This is a genomic window from Rhodococcus sp. C26F, from assembly GCF_053345925.1.
Genome location: NZ_JBKFBA010000008.1, coordinates 46,199 through 60,631 on the forward strand (window position 1 = coordinate 46,199; position 14,433 = coordinate 60,631).

15 protein-coding genes and 1 pseudogene (1 of these 16 running past the window's edge) are annotated in these 14,433 nt (G+C 70.2%); 14 read left to right on the top strand and 2 right to left on the bottom strand.

All coding sequences use genetic code 11. The features are described 5' to 3' along the window. The 3 genes in view from ACLBYD_RS11800 to ACLBYD_RS11810 are tightly spaced (at most 10 nt apart) and all read left to right on the top strand, a layout consistent with a single transcriptional unit that may run on beyond the window. Window positions 1-1,031, top strand: partial view of an MFS transporter gene (locus ACLBYD_RS11800; RefSeq protein ID WP_447816574.1) — the 3' portion only. 118 nt of this gene lie to the left of the window's left edge; only the last 1,031 of its 1,149 coding nucleotides appear in the window; its start codon lies beyond the left edge, outside the window; it ends in the stop codon at window positions 1,029-1,031. A 10-nt stretch (window positions 1,032-1,041) separates the two neighbouring features. Next, the gene (gene hisH / locus ACLBYD_RS11805) at window positions 1,042-1,677 is read left to right on the top strand and encodes an imidazole glycerol phosphate synthase subunit HisH (RefSeq protein WP_447816575.1); all 636 of its coding nucleotides are present in this window, start codon (window positions 1,042-1,044) and stop codon (window positions 1,675-1,677) included. Continuing rightward, the gene (locus tag ACLBYD_RS11810) at window positions 1,674-1,928 is read left to right on the top strand and encodes a hypothetical protein (protein WP_024101216.1); all 255 of its coding nucleotides are present in this window, start codon (window positions 1,674-1,676) and stop codon (window positions 1,926-1,928) included. Before hisH ends, ACLBYD_RS11810 begins: the two co-directional genes overlap by 4 nt. Window positions 1,929-2,040: 112 nt before the next feature. Here ACLBYD_RS11810 and ACLBYD_RS11815 read toward each other — a convergent pair whose 3' ends face one another. Then, entirely contained in the window at window positions 2,041-3,030 is a 990-nt protein-coding gene (locus tag ACLBYD_RS11815) for a helix-turn-helix transcriptional regulator (protein WP_447816576.1), read from the bottom strand. Window positions 3,031-3,092: 62 nt separating this feature from the next. Here ACLBYD_RS11815 and ACLBYD_RS11820 point away from each other — a divergent pair, with 62 nt between their 5' ends. From ACLBYD_RS11820 to ACLBYD_RS11860, 9 genes and pseudogenes are all read left to right on the top strand, one after another. Then, on the top strand, window positions 3,093-5,372 hold the full coding sequence (locus ACLBYD_RS11820) for an ATP-binding cassette domain-containing protein (protein ID WP_447816577.1): 2,280 nt from the start codon (window positions 3,093-3,095) through the stop codon (window positions 5,370-5,372). 72 nt (window positions 5,373-5,444) lie between these two features. Further along, a complete protein-coding gene (priA, locus tag ACLBYD_RS11825; protein ID WP_447816578.1) occupies window positions 5,445-6,179 on the top strand; it encodes a bifunctional 1-(5-phosphoribosyl)-5-((5-phosphoribosylamino)methylideneamino)imidazole-4-carboxamide isomerase/phosphoribosylanthranilate isomerase PriA in 735 nt (244 codons plus the stop codon). Window positions 6,180-6,182: 3 nt separating this feature from the next. Next, window positions 6,183-7,025: an inositol monophosphatase family protein gene (locus ACLBYD_RS11830; protein WP_447816579.1), complete on the top strand. Its 843-nt coding sequence runs from the start codon at window positions 6,183-6,185 to the stop codon at window positions 7,023-7,025. Continuing rightward, window positions 7,022-7,795, top strand: a complete 774-nt coding sequence (hisF, locus tag ACLBYD_RS11835; RefSeq protein ID WP_447816580.1) for an imidazole glycerol phosphate synthase subunit HisF — start codon at window positions 7,022-7,024, stop codon at window positions 7,793-7,795. The genes ACLBYD_RS11830 and hisF overlap by 4 nt, the downstream gene beginning before the upstream one ends. After that, window positions 7,792-8,154, top strand: a complete 363-nt coding sequence (gene hisI / locus ACLBYD_RS11840) for a phosphoribosyl-AMP cyclohydrolase (protein WP_447816581.1) — start codon at window positions 7,792-7,794, stop codon at window positions 8,152-8,154. Before hisF ends, hisI begins: the two co-directional genes overlap by 4 nt. A 21-nt stretch (window positions 8,155-8,175) precedes the next feature. Then, window positions 8,176-8,454 (top strand): annotated as a pseudogene (locus ACLBYD_RS11845) (PE-PPE domain-containing protein); the annotation flags it as partial. A 231-nt stretch (window positions 8,455-8,685) separates the two neighbouring features. Further along, window positions 8,686-8,865, top strand: a complete 180-nt coding sequence (locus ACLBYD_RS11850) for a tautomerase family protein (RefSeq protein WP_016935788.1) — start codon at window positions 8,686-8,688, stop codon at window positions 8,863-8,865. A gap of 111 nt (window positions 8,866-8,976) precedes the next feature. Beyond that, window positions 8,977-10,110, top strand: a complete 1,134-nt coding sequence (locus ACLBYD_RS11855) for an acyl-CoA dehydrogenase family protein (RefSeq protein WP_447816582.1) — start codon at window positions 8,977-8,979, stop codon at window positions 10,108-10,110. Next, a complete protein-coding gene (locus ACLBYD_RS11860) occupies window positions 10,110-11,393 on the top strand; it encodes an acyl-CoA dehydrogenase family protein (RefSeq protein ID WP_447816583.1) in 1,284 nt (427 codons plus the stop codon). Before ACLBYD_RS11855 ends, ACLBYD_RS11860 begins: the two co-directional genes overlap by 1 nt. 28 nt (window positions 11,394-11,421) lie before the next feature. Here ACLBYD_RS11860 and ACLBYD_RS11865 read toward each other — a convergent pair whose 3' ends face one another. Then, entirely contained in the window at window positions 11,422-11,907 is a 486-nt protein-coding gene (locus ACLBYD_RS11865; protein WP_447816585.1) for a MarR family winged helix-turn-helix transcriptional regulator, read from the bottom strand. A 110-nt stretch (window positions 11,908-12,017) separates the two neighbouring features. On the opposite strand from ACLBYD_RS11865, the gene ACLBYD_RS11870 reads away from it, so the two are divergent. Beyond that, on the top strand, window positions 12,018-12,806 hold the full coding sequence (locus ACLBYD_RS11870) for a dioxygenase family protein (RefSeq protein ID WP_447816586.1): 789 nt from the start codon (window positions 12,018-12,020) through the stop codon (window positions 12,804-12,806). 44 nt (window positions 12,807-12,850) lie between these two features. Beyond that, window positions 12,851-14,433, top strand: a 1,583-nt coding sequence (locus ACLBYD_RS11875) for an anthranilate synthase component I (protein WP_447816587.1), incomplete at its 3' end; no start/stop codon positions are given.

Sequence of the window (14,433 nt, forward strand, 5' to 3'; positions counted from 1 at the left end):
GCAGCGACACGCTCGCCGGGTCGGTGACGGCGGTGTTCATGTTCACCACCGTCCTCACCCAGCTCGCGATGCCGCGACTGTTGCGCGCGTTCGGTCACCGCGCGACGCTCGTGGCCGGCTGCCTGTTCCTCGGGCCGCCGTCGCTGCTGTTCCTCGTGTCGATGGCTCCGGCGGCCGTGCTCGGGATCTCCGCGCTGCGCGGTATCGGCTTCGGCATGATCACCGTGGCGGCGGCCGCCCTCGTCGGCGAACTCGCGCCGCCGCGATTGCTCGGCCGGGCCACCGGCATGCTCGGCATCGCCATCGCCGCGTCCCAGACGATCGGTCTGCCCGCCGGGCTGGCGATTGCCGAGCGGTTCTCCACCACGCCGGTGTTCGTGCTCGGCGCGATCATCTCGTCCGCCGGTCTGCTCGCCGCGATCCGTCTGCCACGGCTGACCGCGAAACAATCCCGGACGGCGCGACGGGTGCCTCCGGTCGTGCTGTTGTTCCCGCTGGTCGCGGTCGGCGCGGGTGCGATCGCCTACGGCGGTCTCACCTCGCTGTTGCGTATCGCGGTCGCCGGTCTGCCCGTCGCGGCGGCGTTGGCCGTGCTCAGCGCGTCCTCGCTGATCGGGCGGTACGCGGCCGGTTCGGTCGCCGACCGGATCGGCGCCGGGAAATTGCTGCCCGTCGGTCTCGGCCTGGCGGGCCTGGCGATGATTCCCTTCGCACTCGTCGCCGACGACCGAGGGGGAGCGGTACTGCTCATCGTCGCCGCGATCGCCTTCGGCTTCGGCTTCGGTGTCGTGCAGAACGAGGCGCTGCTCGTCGCGTTCCGTCGCGCCGGGGCCGGCAACACCGGCTCGGCGAGCGCCGCCTGGAACATCGGCTTCGATGCGGGCACCGGCGCCGGTTCGTTCGCCCTCGGCGCGGTGGCAGCCGCGGCCGGATATCCCGCGGCCTTCGCCGCGGCCGCCGTCCTGGTTCCGGCGCTGCCGTTGCTGGCCCGACTGGCCGGGCCGTCGGAACGTCCCCGTCCCACCACATAGAATCGACATCATGAGCGCAACCACGGTCGCCGTCCTCGACTACGGCTCGGGCAATCTCCACTCCGCCACGCGGGCAGTCGCCCGTACCGGCGTGCACGTGGAGGTCACCGCCGACCCGAAGATCGCGCTCGCCGCCGACGGACTCGTCGTCCCCGGCGTCGGTGCCTTCGACGCGTGCATGAAGGGCCTGCGCAGCGTCGGCGGAGACAAGATCATCGGCACCCGCCTCGCCGGCGGACGCCCGGTGCTCGGCATCTGCGTCGGCATGCAGATCCTGTTCGAACGCGGCGTCGAGCACGGCATCGAGACCGAGGGCTGCGGCGAGTGGCCGGGCACGGTCGAGCGTCTGGACGCGCCGGTGCTGCCGCACATGGGCTGGAACACCGTCGAGGCTCCCGCCGATTCGGTGCTCTTCGCCGGCATGGACGCCGACACCCGCTTCTACTTCGTCCACACCTACGCCGCCCGCAAGTGGGAACTCGACGCTCCCGAGCGTCTCGCCCCGCCGAAGGTGACCTGGGCCGAGCACGGCAGCCGCTTCGTCGCTGCCATCGAGAACGGTCCGCTCTCGGCCACCCAGTTCCACCCGGAGAAGTCCGGCGACGCCGGCGCACAGTTGCTGCAGAACTGGGTCAGCTCGTTGTGACCGAGCCGCGGCGCGGACGGCCGAGCGGAGAGTTCTCCTTCGGCCGTCACGCGCTGATGTCCGTCGGCGCGGCGACCGTCGTCCTGCTCGTCACCGCGATCGTCGTGGTGGCGGTCCGGCCCACGCCGGTCGTCGGGCTCGTCATCGCACTCGTCGGCATCGTGGTGGCCGTCGTGGCGATGGGTGTCGTGTCGACGCGGTCGGCCCGCCGCGCCTTCGGTCCCGCCGAGGACGACCGCCCCGGAAGCTGACGCGCCGAACCGGATTTCGCCCGGCGTGTTGCGGTAGCGAACCCCGGTTGGGCGCGCGAGGTGTTCGGTAACGCAGCTGTGCAGACTCGAAATCGATCTGCCGCGCCCAGATTCACCTCGCGCCGTCCTCGGAGGGGACGACGGCGTCCTGCGCCGCCGCGCGCAGACGATCGGCGAACACCGCGCAGGACCGCACGATCTCCGGGTCCGCGCGCATTCGGATGTCGGCGTCGAGGGTGGCGAGCGCGAGGACGAGCCACTGCCACGACTCGACCGCGAGGTGTACCTCGGTCCGGTCGTCACCCGTCGGGCGGATCTCGGCGTCCTGGTACTTCAGCGCGTCGGCGACGTGCGTGGCCGAGGCCGCCACGTCCAGATGTACCGGTGTCCGCCCCTGCCGGAGTCCTTGCCGCAGGTATTCCGTGGCGGACCCGGCGGGAAGCGGGCGGGGTGCGAACCGGCTGCCGGTGAGGAGCAGGTCGCGCACACGGTCGAGGCGGAAGACACGCCAGTCCTCGCGGTCGACGTCCCATCCGAGGAGGTACCACCGCAGCAGGTGGTGCACCTGCCTGTACGGCTCGACCCGGCGAGAGGTGGGCGAGCCCTGCGCGTCGACGTAGTCGAAGGTGAGCGTGTCGCACCGTGCGATTGCCTCCGCGACGGTGCCGAGCAGCTCCGCCGACACGCTGGGAGCCTGCAGCGCACTCGTCTCCACCGCGCTGCGGACGGCCGCGACTCGCGGGCGCAGCCGCGCGGGAAGGAACTGGTCGAGCTTGCCGTAGGCGCGGGTCGCGGCGTCGTCCAGTCCACCTTCGGTCGGTCCGGTCGCAGCGAGAGCGCCGAGCCCCAGCAGCACGGCGACGGCCTCGTCGTCGTCGAGCACCAGCGGCGGCATCGAGCGTCCCGACGAGAGGTGATAGAAACCGCCGGGCCCGGAACGGGTTTCGACGGGATACCCGTAGCCGCGCAGACGGTCGACGTCGCGGCGGAGCGTCCGGCGGCNNNNCACCTGCAGCCGCCGGGCCAGCTCGTCCCCGCCGATCGCGCGTCCGGTCTGCAGGATCGACAACAACGCGAGCATCCGCTCGGTGACGTCCGCCATGGCGCCATACTCCCACCGGTTGCGGTCAGGATCCGGCCGCAACCGGTCGTAGCGTCGAACCTATGACCACCACCGTCACGACCACCGAGGCGGCAGTGCGAGGCCGCGCGATCACGATCCGCCGCGCCCGCACCCACAACCTGGCCGACGTCGATCTGACCGTTCCGCGCAACCGGCTCGTGGTGATCGTCGGGGTGTCCGGCTCCGGCAAGTCGTCGCTCGTCTTCGACACGATCGCCGCGGAGGCCGGCTACCAGCTCAACGAGACGTACCCGCCGTTCACGCGCAATCGGTTGCCGAAATGGACGCGACCCGACGTCGACCACATCGACGGTCTGACGCCGGTGATCGTCGTCGACCAGCGTCGGCTCGGCGGCAACGCCCGCTCGACGGTCGGCACCATCACCGACACCTGGACCTACCTGCGGCTGCTGTACTCCCGCGCGGGCACACCCGTCCTCGGCGAGTCGAACCGCTTCTCGTTCAACGACCCCACCGGGATGTGCCCGACCTGCTCGGGGCTCGGCGAGATCGTCGTCAGCGCAGTCGAGCGGTTCCTCGATCTCGACCGGTCCCTCGCCGAAGGTGCGATCCTGGTGCCCGGATTCGGCAACGGCGGGTACTGGTACTCCCAGTACGCCGACATCGGTTCCTTCGACGCGGACACACCCCTGCGCGAGTGGACGCCCGCCGAGCGGGAGGCCCTGCTCTACGGCGGCGAGGCCGCCGCGACGCTGAGCCACAAACCGCCGGACGGCTACGAGGGCGTCGTCGAGAGGTTCGAGCGCATCCACCTGCACACCTCCGACAACCTCTCCGAACGCAAACAGGACGTCATCCGGCGTTTCACCCGCGCCGAGACGTGCCCGGACTGCGCCGGAGAACGGCTGAACGCGGCCGCGCGGGCGGTCACCGTGCGCGGCCGCACGATCGGGGAGCTGTCCCGCCTCGAGATCACCGAACTGTTCGAGTTCGTGCGCACGATCGACGACTCGCGCGCCGCACCCGTGGTATCCGCACTGGTGGGCCGTCTCGAGGCGATGGTGACGATCGGCCTCGGCTATCTCGCGCTCGCCCGGGCGACCACCACGCTCTCGGGCGGCGAATCGCAACGGATCAAGATGGTCCGGCACCTCGGATCGAGCCTGACGGAGATGACCTATGTCGTCGACGAACCGACAGTCGGTCTGCATCCCGCCGACGTGGAGTCGATGATCGACCTCCTCGAACGGCTCCGCGACAGCGGCAACACCGTCCTCGTCGTCGAACACGACCCGGCCGTGATGGCCCGTGCCGACCAGGTGATCGAGATCGGTCCCGGTGCGGGTTCGTCCGGTGGTCGCCTCGTCTTCCAGGGCACCTTCGACCGGTTGCGAACGGCCGACACTCCCACCGGCCGATCGCTGCGGCGCGACATCGGCCGCGGTCACCCCGCCCGCGAGGCGACCGGTCGTCTCACGATCGTCGATGCGTGTCGCAACAACCTCCGCGACCTGACGGTGTGGATCCCCACCGGGGTGCTCACCGTGTTCACCGGCGTCGCCGGATCGGGAAAGTCCAGTCTCGCAGCCGAACTCGTCGACCAGTACGACGCCACGGTGATCGACCAGCGGCCGGTGAGCACCAATCGCCGCTCCACCCCGATCACCTACGCCGGCATCGCACCCGCCCTGCGGCGGATGTTCGCCGAACACAACGGTGTGCCGGCGAGCCTGTTCAGCGCGAACTCGGCGGGTGCGTGCCCGACCTGCACGGGGGCCGGTGTCGTGTACATCGACCTCGCCTTCATGGAAGGACACGAGGTCGTCTGCGACACCTGCCACGGCCGCCGGTTCACCGCCGAGGTGCTCGGGCACACCGTGAACGGCCTGTCGATCGCCGATGTCGACGACCTCACTGTCGGTCGCGCCCTCGAGGAACTGCCGCACCCGGAGATTGCGCGCCGACTGAGTGCGCTCGCCGGGGTGGGCCTCGACTACCTCCGCCTCGGGCAGTCGCTCGACACGCTCTCCGGTGGCGAGTGCCAACGGGTGAAGATCGCCAAGGAACTCGGACGAGTGAAGACGCCGACCCTCTACGTCCTCGACGAGCCGACCACCGGCCTGCACGCCGAGGACGTCGGCACCCTCCTGCACGTCTTCGACGGTCTCGTCGACCGAGGGCACACGGTCGTCGTCATCGAGCACCACCTCGACGTGATCCGCCACGCCGACCACATCGTCGACCTCGGGCCGGGACCGGGGCGGCACGGCGGAACCGTGCTGTACGAGGGGTCCGTCGACGAGTACACCGGCCGTCCGACCCCGACCTGCCGGGCCCTCGACGCAGCACGGTCGGCATGACGCACGGCGCTTTCCCGGCGCCCCGGCCACGCGTTTGGCGATGTCACAGGTACAGGCACTAATGTGTACGCAGTGAGCCTGGTCCTTTTGCCCGCAGTCGACGTCGTCAACGGTGAAGCAGTTCGCCTCGTTCAGGGAGAGGCGGGCAGCGAGACCGGCTACGGTTCGCCCCGCGACGCCGCCCTCGAATGGCAGAACGCCGGCGCCGAATGGGTGCACATGGTCGATCTCGACGCGGCGTTCGGCCGCGGCGACAACCGTGCACTTCTCGCCGACGTCGTCGGCGAACTCGACGTGAAGGTCGAGCTGTCGGGCGGCATCCGCGACGACGAGACCCTCGCCGCGGCCCTCGCGACCGGCTGTGCCCGCGTCAACCTCGGCACCGCCGCGATCGAGAATCCCGAGTGGTGCTCGCGCGTCATCGGCGAGTTCGGCGACCGGATCGCCGTGGGTCTCGACGTCAAGCTTCTCGACGGCCAGTGGCGGCTGCGCGGCCGCGGCTGGGTCTCCGACGGCGGCGATCTGTGGGAGGTGCTCGAGCGCCTCGAACGCGACGGCTGCTCGCGCTACGTCGTCACCGACGTCACCAAGGACGGCACCCTCTCCGGCCCCAATCTCGACCTGCTCCGCGAGGTGTGCGCGGCCACCGAATCGCCGGTCGTCGCCTCCGGTGGCGTCTCGACCGTCGACGACCTGCGTGCCATCGCGACGCTCGTCGACGAGGGTGTCGAAGGTGCCATCATCGGAAAGGCGCTGTACGCGGGCCGATTCACGCTGACCGAGGCGCTCGACGCCGTCTCGCGCTGACCGATGACCGATCCCGCAGACCTGAACCGGCTGCTCGCCGTCGCGAGCGGTGTACTCGACGAGGTCGCGGAACGGTTCGTCGCCGGGCACGGTGCGCCGCGTTCCGTCGACAAGGGACCGAACGACTTCGCGACCGACCTCGATCTCGAACTGGAGCGGCGGATCTCCGGTGCCCTCGCCGAGCGCACCGGTATCCCCGTGCACGGTGAGGAGTTCGGCGGCCCGTCCGCGGGGGAGGGCACCGTCTGGTTGCTCGACCCGATCGACGGCACCATCAACTACTCCGCCGGGCTGCCGATGGCCGGGATCCTCCTCGCTCTCGTCGAGGACGGCGAACCGGTCCTCGGCCTCACGTGGCTGCCGCTGACGAATCAGCGCTTCGCGGGAATCGCCGACGGGCCGCTGCTCGTGAACGGCGAGCCCACCGAACCGCTGCAACCGGCGCGGCTCGAGGACGTGATGATCGCGGTCGGCAGTTTCGACATCGACAGTCGCGGTCGGGTGCCCGGCACCCGGCGTCTCGCCGTCATCACCGAGCTGAGCCGGCGCGTCGCCCGGCTGCGGATGCACGGCTCCACCGGTGCCGACCTCGCGTTCACCGCGGGAGGCGCGATCGGCGGTGCCGTCGTGTTCGGCCACCACCCCTGGGACAACGCCGCCGGTGTCGCACTCGTGCGGGCCGCCGGTGGCATCGCCACCGACTTCGCGGGCCGGCCCTGGCGGATCGGGTCCGGATCGGTGGTCGCTGCAGCGCCCGGAGTGCACGGCGAGATACTGGAGATTGTGCAGTCGGCGACGGAACGGTCCGTGGCCGAGCAGTTGGGTTCCGAAGGAGATCGAACATGACGCTGGCCGTGCGGGTCATCCCGTGCCTCGACGTGGATGCGGGGCGGGTGGTCAAGGGTGTCAACTTCGAGAACCTGCGCGATGCGGGTGATCCGGTCGAGCTCGCCGCCCTCTACAACGAACAGGGCGCCGACGAACTGACCTTCCTCGACGTCACCGCGTCGAGCGGCGACCGCGGCACCATGCTCGACGTCGTCACGCGCACCGCCGAGCAGGTGTTCATCCCGCTCACGGTCGGAGGCGGCGTCCGCACCGTCGAGGACGTCGATCGTCTGCTGCGCGCCGGCGCCGACAAGGTGTCAGTGAACACCGCGGCCATCGCCCGGCCCGAGGTGCTGCGCGAGATGTCCGAGCGGTTCGGGTCGCAGTGCATCGTGCTGTCGGTCGACGCGCGCACCGTGCCCGCAGGGAAGGAACCCACGCCGAGCGGCTGGGAGGTCACCACGCACGGTGGTCGTCGCGGGACGGGCATCGACGCGGTCGAGTGGGCCCGGCGCGGCGAGGAACTCGGCGTCGGCGAGATCCTGCTCAACTCGATGGATGCCGACGGCACCAAGAGCGGTTTCGACCTGAAGATGATCGAGGCCGTGCGCAAGGATGTGCACGTGCCCGTCATCGCCTCCGGTGGTGCCGGAGCCGTCGAGCACTTCGCACCCGCCGTGCAGGCCGGTGCCGACGCGGTGCTCGCCGCGAGCGTCTTCCACTTCCGGGAGCTGACCATCGGTCAGGTCAAGGACGCGATGCGCGTGGAAGGGATCACGGTCCGATGAGCGGCATCCTGAATCCGGCGATCGCCGCCCGGCTCAAGCGCAACGACGACGGTCTGTTCGCCGCCGTCGTGCAGGAGCGGGCCACCGGCGCCGTGCTGATGATGGCGTGGATGGACGACGAGGCGCTCGCCCGCACCCTCGCGACCCGCAAGGCCACCTACTACTCGCGGTCGCGGCAGCAGTACTGGGTCAAGGGCGAGACGTCCGGGCACACCCAGTACGTGCACGAGGTGCGTCTCGACTGCGACGGCGACACGGTGCTGCTCGTCGTCGACCAGGTCGGCGCCGCCTGCCACACCGGCACGCACACCTGCTTCGATACCGACGTCCTGCTCGAGGTACCGCAGATCGCCGAGTAGCCGGTCGCCGAACTCCACCGGCAGGTCGTGCGGGCGCAGACGGAGTGCCCTGAGGCCGCGGTGCGCATCGTCGGTTTCTCGCAGGGCGCCGCTGTGGCCGGTGACGTCCTCGCCGACCTCGCGCACGCCTCCGACCGACCGGCCGATCTCTCCGGTCTGCTCATCGCCGATCCGCGGACGTCCGGGACCGGCGCGGAGGTCGTGGTGCCCGCCGCCCTGCCCGGTATCTCGCCGAGCGGGGCGCGAGCGGGCTTCGGGGACGTTCCGGTGGCCACCGTGTGCGCCGCCGGCGACGCCGTGTGCGACATGGTCGATCCGCTGTCGGATCCCCACGGGCGCCGCGGGCCGGATCGAGGGCTGTTTCGCTCTGCACCAGCACTATTCGACGCCGGCGGTCGACGGTGTCCCGTTCGTCGATGCGATGGTCGCGCTCGTCGAGCATCCGCGGACGACGGAGGTCCGGATCGTGCCGTGACGGACACGGCGCAGGACCGATCGGCGGGCCGTGCGACGGGCTGCGAGAATGCCCGCATGCCTCTCATCCAGATCAGTCAGACGCCGGGCCTGTCCGACGAGCAGAAGGCCGAGGTGATCTCCGCGGTCACCCGCGCGTACGCCGAGGCCTCGGGCAAGAATCCGTCGTCGGTGTGGGTGACGATCACCGAGGTGCCCCGCGAGAACTGGGGCGTGGGCGGAACTCCGCTCGGCTGAACCGACTCGGTCCACCCGAGTCCGTCCTCGCGTACCCCTTTCTTATCCGATGAGAATAGTGTTCTCTGTATTGAGAGCGCTATGTTCTGACGACGGGGTGAAGGGACACGCATGTTGTTGGATCCGAGTCCGGATCAGGAGTTCTTCCGCGACACCACGGCACGGTTCCTCGCAGAGAAGGTGCCGCCGGACGGGATCCGCCGCCTCCGCGACGATCCGGACGGCTTCGCAGCCGACTACTGGCGCGCCGGAGCCGAACTCGGATGGACCGGCCTACTCGTCGACGAGGAGCACGGCGGAGGATCGTTGAGCGGTCTCGGTCTCGTCGATCTCACGCTGGTCGCCCACGAGTTCGGGCGTCACGCCGCCCCCGGGCCGCTGTGTCCGACGAACGTCGCCGCGGAGATGCTCGGCCGATACGGGAACGACCACGAGGAAGCGCTGGCAGCGCTGCTCGCCGGCAGCGCCACCGTAGCCTGGTGCCTGGACGAACCGCGCGCCGGCAGCCGGACCGCCACCGCGCCTGTCGGGATCCTGATCGACGGCGACGAGGTGGTCGTCACCGGCACCAAACGCCCCGTCGAAGCCGGTGCCACCGCCGAGCTCCTGCTCGTGACCGGTGGGACCGGGCAGGACGTGACGAACGTGCTCGTACCCCGCGACGCCGGGGGAGTGAGCGTCACACCACTGCAGTCGATCGACGTCACGCGGCGCTACGCCGCGGTCGACTTCGACGAGGTGCGCGTGCCGCTGAGCTCCGTCGTCGGCGAACCCGGCGGGGGAGCGGACGACGCCGCCCGCGCGCAGCGGACCGCGCTCGTGATCTCCGCCGCCGAATCCGTCGGAGCGCTGCAAGCGGTCTTCGATCTCACCGTCGCGTGGGCGTTCGACCGCTATGCCTTCGGTCGCCCGCTTGCGTCCTATCAGGAACTCAAGCATCGGTTCGCCGACATGAAGACCTGGCTCGAGGCGAGTCATGCCATCGCCGACCGCGCGGCCGGAGCGGTCGCGACATCGAGCCCCGATGCGGACGAACTCCTCTGTGCCGCAAAGGCCTACATCGGGCAGTACGGCAGCGAGCTGGTGCAGGACTGCATCCAGATCCACGGCGGGATCGGCGTGACCTACGAACACGACCTGCACCTCTACGCGCGACGCGCCGCCGCGAACCGCTCCGGCTTCGGCACCCCGGCCGAACATCGTGCCCGTCTCGCCGACATCGTCGAACTCCGGCAGGCATCCTGATGACGCTCGACACCTCGGACAGGGCCGACGTGACCGAGACGCTCGACGAGTTCCGGGCGCGGGCGCGGGCGTGGATCGACGCCAACCTGGAACGCTCCGATTCGGCGGCCTACATCGGGGTGCTCCGCCCCGAGGCGTCCGACGAGGAGGAGCTGGCCCTCGTCCGGCGCGAGCGCGACATCCAGCGGGCGATGTTCGATGCGGGCTTCGCCGGCATCTGCTTCCCCCGCGAGTACGGCGGGCAGGGGCTGCCACGCGCCTACCAGCAGGTGTTCGACGAGGAACTCGCCGGCTACGAATATCCGTCCTGCCTGCAGGTGCCCACCTTCGTGCCGTGCGCGGCGGTGCTGCTCGAGTTCGGGACCGAGGAACAGAAGCGCCGCCACATCCCCGCCATCCTGAAGGGCGAGGAATTGTGGATGCAGATGCTCTCCGAACCCAGCGGCGGATCCGACGTCGCCGCGGCCGTCACCACCGCGGTCCGCGACGGTGAGGACTGGATCCTCAACGGATCGAAGATCTGGACCACCGGTGCGTGGTGGTCGGACTGGGCGCTGTGCCTGGCCCGCACCAACTGGGACGTCCCGAAGAACCGGGGTCTGACCGTCTTCATGGTGCCGCTGAAGCAGCCCTCGGTCGAGGTGCATCGCATCGAGATGCTCAGCGGTTCGAGGGAGTTCTGTCAGGAATTCCTGACGGACGTGCGTGTCCCCGACAGTGACCGGCTCGGTGAGGTCGACGACGGCTGGACCGTGGGCACCCGATGGATGTTCCACGAACGCATGTACCGGAACTCGCCGTACACGACGATCCCGGCGGGGGTCTCGCGCGGCGCCTCGCGGATGCCCGAGCTGTTCGCCGTGGCCCGCGACGCCGGCCGGCTCGACGACCCACTCGCCCGCGACCTGCTCGGGGAGGCGCGGATGCTCGAACTGGTCAAGCAGTCCCTCGAGCAGCGGGTGTCCATGGGCGTGGCGACGCGGACCATGTCGGATCAGGCCGCGAGCATCGCCCGCCTGATGTCCGGTGTCGTGGAGAGCCGGCTCGTCACCATCGGCTACGAGTTCACCGACGCCAACGGTGCCGCCTGGGACGAGACCGACGGTGCGGTCGCGCAGCGCGGTGTCGACCATCTGATGCGGCAGGTGTGGTGTATCGCGGGCGGGACGACGGAGATGGCGCGCAACGCCATCAGCGAACGCGTGCTCGGCATGCCGCGTGAGCGCAGCCACGACCCGAACATCCCGTTCCGGGACGTGCCGCGGAGCCGCCCCACCACGTGACGGCGCGGGAGGGTCGTGGAGCGGCGGCTCAGGCCTTGCCGATACCGCCGGCGATCCCTTCGTCGATCTGCTCGACCAGGGCGGAGCCCAGGCGCGCGAGCGCGCGGACCTGGTCGTCGTCGAGGCCGTCGAACACGAGCCTGCGCACCGCCTCGACGTGGCTCGGTGCCGCTTCGACGACGGTGTCGTAGCCGGCATCGGTGAGCACTGCGTACGAACCGCGACTGCCCGGAACCGGTTCGCGTCGAACCCAGCCGCGCTTCTCGAGGCGCGTGACGACGTGCGAGAGCCGCGACAGCGACGCGTTGGCCTCGGCGGCGAGGGCGTTGAGACGCAATCGACGCTCGGGGTTCTCGGAGAGCAGTGCGAGGACGAAGTACTCGAAGTGCGTCATGTCGGAGTCGCGTTGCATCTGGGTGTCGAGCGCGGCCGGCAGTCGCGTGACGACGGAGACGAGCGCCCGCCAGGCGTTCTGCTGCGCCGGATCGAGCCACCGCGGGTCCTCGTTGCTCATGCCTGCTCCTCGCTCGTTCGGTTTCGCTGTCGCACCCGGCCGGGGAATGAGAATGGCCGCGCGACGGGTTCTCCTCTATGATACTTGAAGCTTCAACTTGAGGGGATGTCATGACCATCGATTCCGCGACCACGCCCGCCCTGTTCCTCAGTCACGGCGCCCCGCCGCTCGTCGACAGCGAACTGTGGGTCTCGCAGCTGCAGCGTTGGGCGGCCGACCTGCCGCGACCCACAGCGATCCTCGTGGTCTCGGCGCACTGGGAATCCGCTCCGCTGACCATCGGGTCGACGACCACCGGCACCCCGCTCGTGTACGACTTCGGCGGCTTCCCGCGCCGCTTCTACGAGGTGACCTACACCAGCCCCGGCGCGCCCGAACTGGCCCGGCAGGTCGCGGCACTGATGCCCGACGACGAACCGGTCGTGCAGCAACCGCACCGCGGACTCGACCACGGTGCCTACGTCCCGCTGACCGTCATGTACCCGGACGCCGACATCCCGGTGCTGCAGATCTCCCTGCCCACACTGGATCCGGAACGCCTGCTCCACCTGGGCGCACGACTGCGTCCGCTGCGCGAGCAGGGCGTGCTCATCATCGGATCGGGATTCACCACGCACGGTCTGCCCTTCCTGCGCGACCCGCGGCCCGAGGCGCCCGCACCGGGCTGGTCCGCGGAGTTCGACCACTGGACCGCCGAGCAACTCGCGCGCGGCGACGTCGACGCGCTGCTCGACTTCCGGCACCGCGCACCGGGCATGCCGTACGCGCATCCGACGGTCGAGCACTTCGCTCCGCTGTTCGTCACCCTCGGTGCCTCCGACGCCCCCGGCCGCGGCATCGACCAGGTCGTCGACGGCTTCTGGATGGGCCTGGCCAAGCGCTCGTTCCAGGTCGCCTGACGGCGGCTGCAGAGCCGGACGAGGTCCCTGGGATGATGGGGCGCATGTCCGGCGAGCCCACCACCATTCCCGCAGCCACCACCGACTCCTCGGGTGGCGGCCGTTCCGATTCGACGACCACCCGCGAGCAGTTCCGCCAGCTGGCCGCCGAGCACCGCGTGGTCCCGGTGACCCGCAAGGTGCTCGCGGACGCGGAGACCCCGCTGTCGGCCTACCGCAAGCTCGCGGCCGACCGCCCCGGAACCTTCCTGCTCGAGTCGGCGGAGAACGGCCGGTCGTGGTCGCGGTGGTCGTTCATCGGCGCCGGGAGCCCGGCCGCGCTGACCGTCGTCGACGGCGACGCCGCCTGGTACGGCAACGTCCCGGCCGGCGCGCCCACGGGTGGCAACCCCGTCGACGTCCTCGGGGAGACCCTCCAGTTGCTCCACACCGATCGCATCCACGGACTGCCGCCCCTCACCAGCGGCATGGTCGGTTATCTCGGCTACGACGTCGTCCGTCATCTCGAGAAGTTGCCGACGCTCGCCGAGGACGATCTGCAGATCCCCGAGATGGTGATGCTGCTGGCCACCGACCTCGCGGCCGTCGACCACCACGAGGGCATGATCTGGCTCATTGCCAACGCCGTGAACTGGGACGGCTCCGACGAGCGCGTCGACGAGGCCTACGACGACGCCGTCGCCCGCCTCGACCGGATGACCGCGGCGCTCGCCGCGCCCGCACCGGCCACCGTCGCGACCTACTCGCGGCCCGAACCCGACTACCGCCGCCAGCGCACCACCGAGTCGTTCTGCACGGACGTCCGCAAACTGATCGGCGACATCGAGGCCGGTGAGGCCTTCCAGGTGGTGCTCTCGCAGCGCTTCGAGATCGACTGCGACGCAGAGCCGATCGACGTCTACCGGATGCTCCGCGCGTCCAACCCCAGCCCGTACATGTTTCTGCTCCACATCCCCGGCCCGGACGGCGAGACGGCCTTCTCGATCGTCGGATCGAGCCCGGAGGCGCTCGTGACGGTTTCGGACGGGGTGGCCACCACCCATCCCATCGCCGGGACCCGGTGGCGCGGCGCGAACGAGGAGGAGGACATCCTGCTCGAGAAGGACCTCGTCCATGACGAGAAGGAGAACGCCGAGCACCTCATGCTCGTCGATCTCGGCCGCAACGATCTCGGCCGGGTGTGCACGCCGGGCACCGTCGAGGTGCACGACTACCGCCACATCGAGCGGTACAGCCACGTGATGCACCTCGTCTCCACGGTCACCGGGCGACTCGCGGAGGGCAAGCACGCCCTCGACGCCGTCACGGCGTGTTTCCCCGCCGGGACCCTGTCGGGGGCGCCGAAGGTGCGCGCGATGGAACTGATCGAGGAACTCGAACTTACCCGCCGCGGCATCTACGGCGGCATCGTCGGCTATCTCGACTTCGCGGGCGACGCCGACACCGCCATCGCGATCCGCTCCGCGCTCGTCAAGGACGGCGTCGCCTACGTGCAGGCGGGTGCCGGCATCGTCGCCGACTCCGACCCGGAGGCCGAGGACACCGAGGCCCGCAACAAGGCCATGTCCGCCCTCGCCGCCGTGGCCGCCGCGTCCACCCTCATCACCTACGGCGGTGACGCACGGTG

Excerpts from the sequence above, each read along its gene's own strand:
- ACLBYD_RS11850 (WP_016935788.1), top strand. The coding sequence starts at position 8,686 with ATGCCTCTCATCCAGATCAGTCAGACGCCGGGCCTGTCCGACGAGCAG.
- hisI (WP_447816581.1), top strand. The coding sequence starts at position 7,792 with ATGAGCGGCATCCTGAATCCGGCGATCGCCGCCCGGCTCAAGCGCAAC.
- hisF (WP_447816580.1), top strand. The coding sequence starts at position 7,022 with ATGACGCTGGCCGTGCGGGTCATCCCGTGCCTCGACGTGGATGCGGGG.
- hisH (WP_447816575.1), top strand. The coding sequence starts at position 1,042 with ATGAGCGCAACCACGGTCGCCGTCCTCGACTACGGCTCGGGCAATCTC.
- ACLBYD_RS11830 (WP_447816579.1), top strand. The coding sequence starts at position 6,183 with ATGACCGATCCCGCAGACCTGAACCGGCTGCTCGCCGTCGCGAGCGGT.
- ACLBYD_RS11870 (WP_447816586.1), top strand. The coding sequence starts at position 12,018 with ATGACCATCGATTCCGCGACCACGCCCGCCCTGTTCCTCAGTCACGGC.
- ACLBYD_RS11865 (WP_447816585.1), bottom strand. The coding sequence starts at position 11,907 with ATGAGCAACGAGGACCCGCGGTGGCTCGATCCGGCGCAGCAGAACGCC.
- ACLBYD_RS11860 (WP_447816583.1), top strand. The coding sequence starts at position 10,110 with ATGACGCTCGACACCTCGGACAGGGCCGACGTGACCGAGACGCTCGAC.
- ACLBYD_RS11855 (WP_447816582.1), top strand. The coding sequence starts at position 8,977 with ATGTTGTTGGATCCGAGTCCGGATCAGGAGTTCTTCCGCGACACCACG.
- ACLBYD_RS11820 (WP_447816577.1), top strand. The coding sequence starts at position 3,093 with ATGACCACCACCGTCACGACCACCGAGGCGGCAGTGCGAGGCCGCGCG.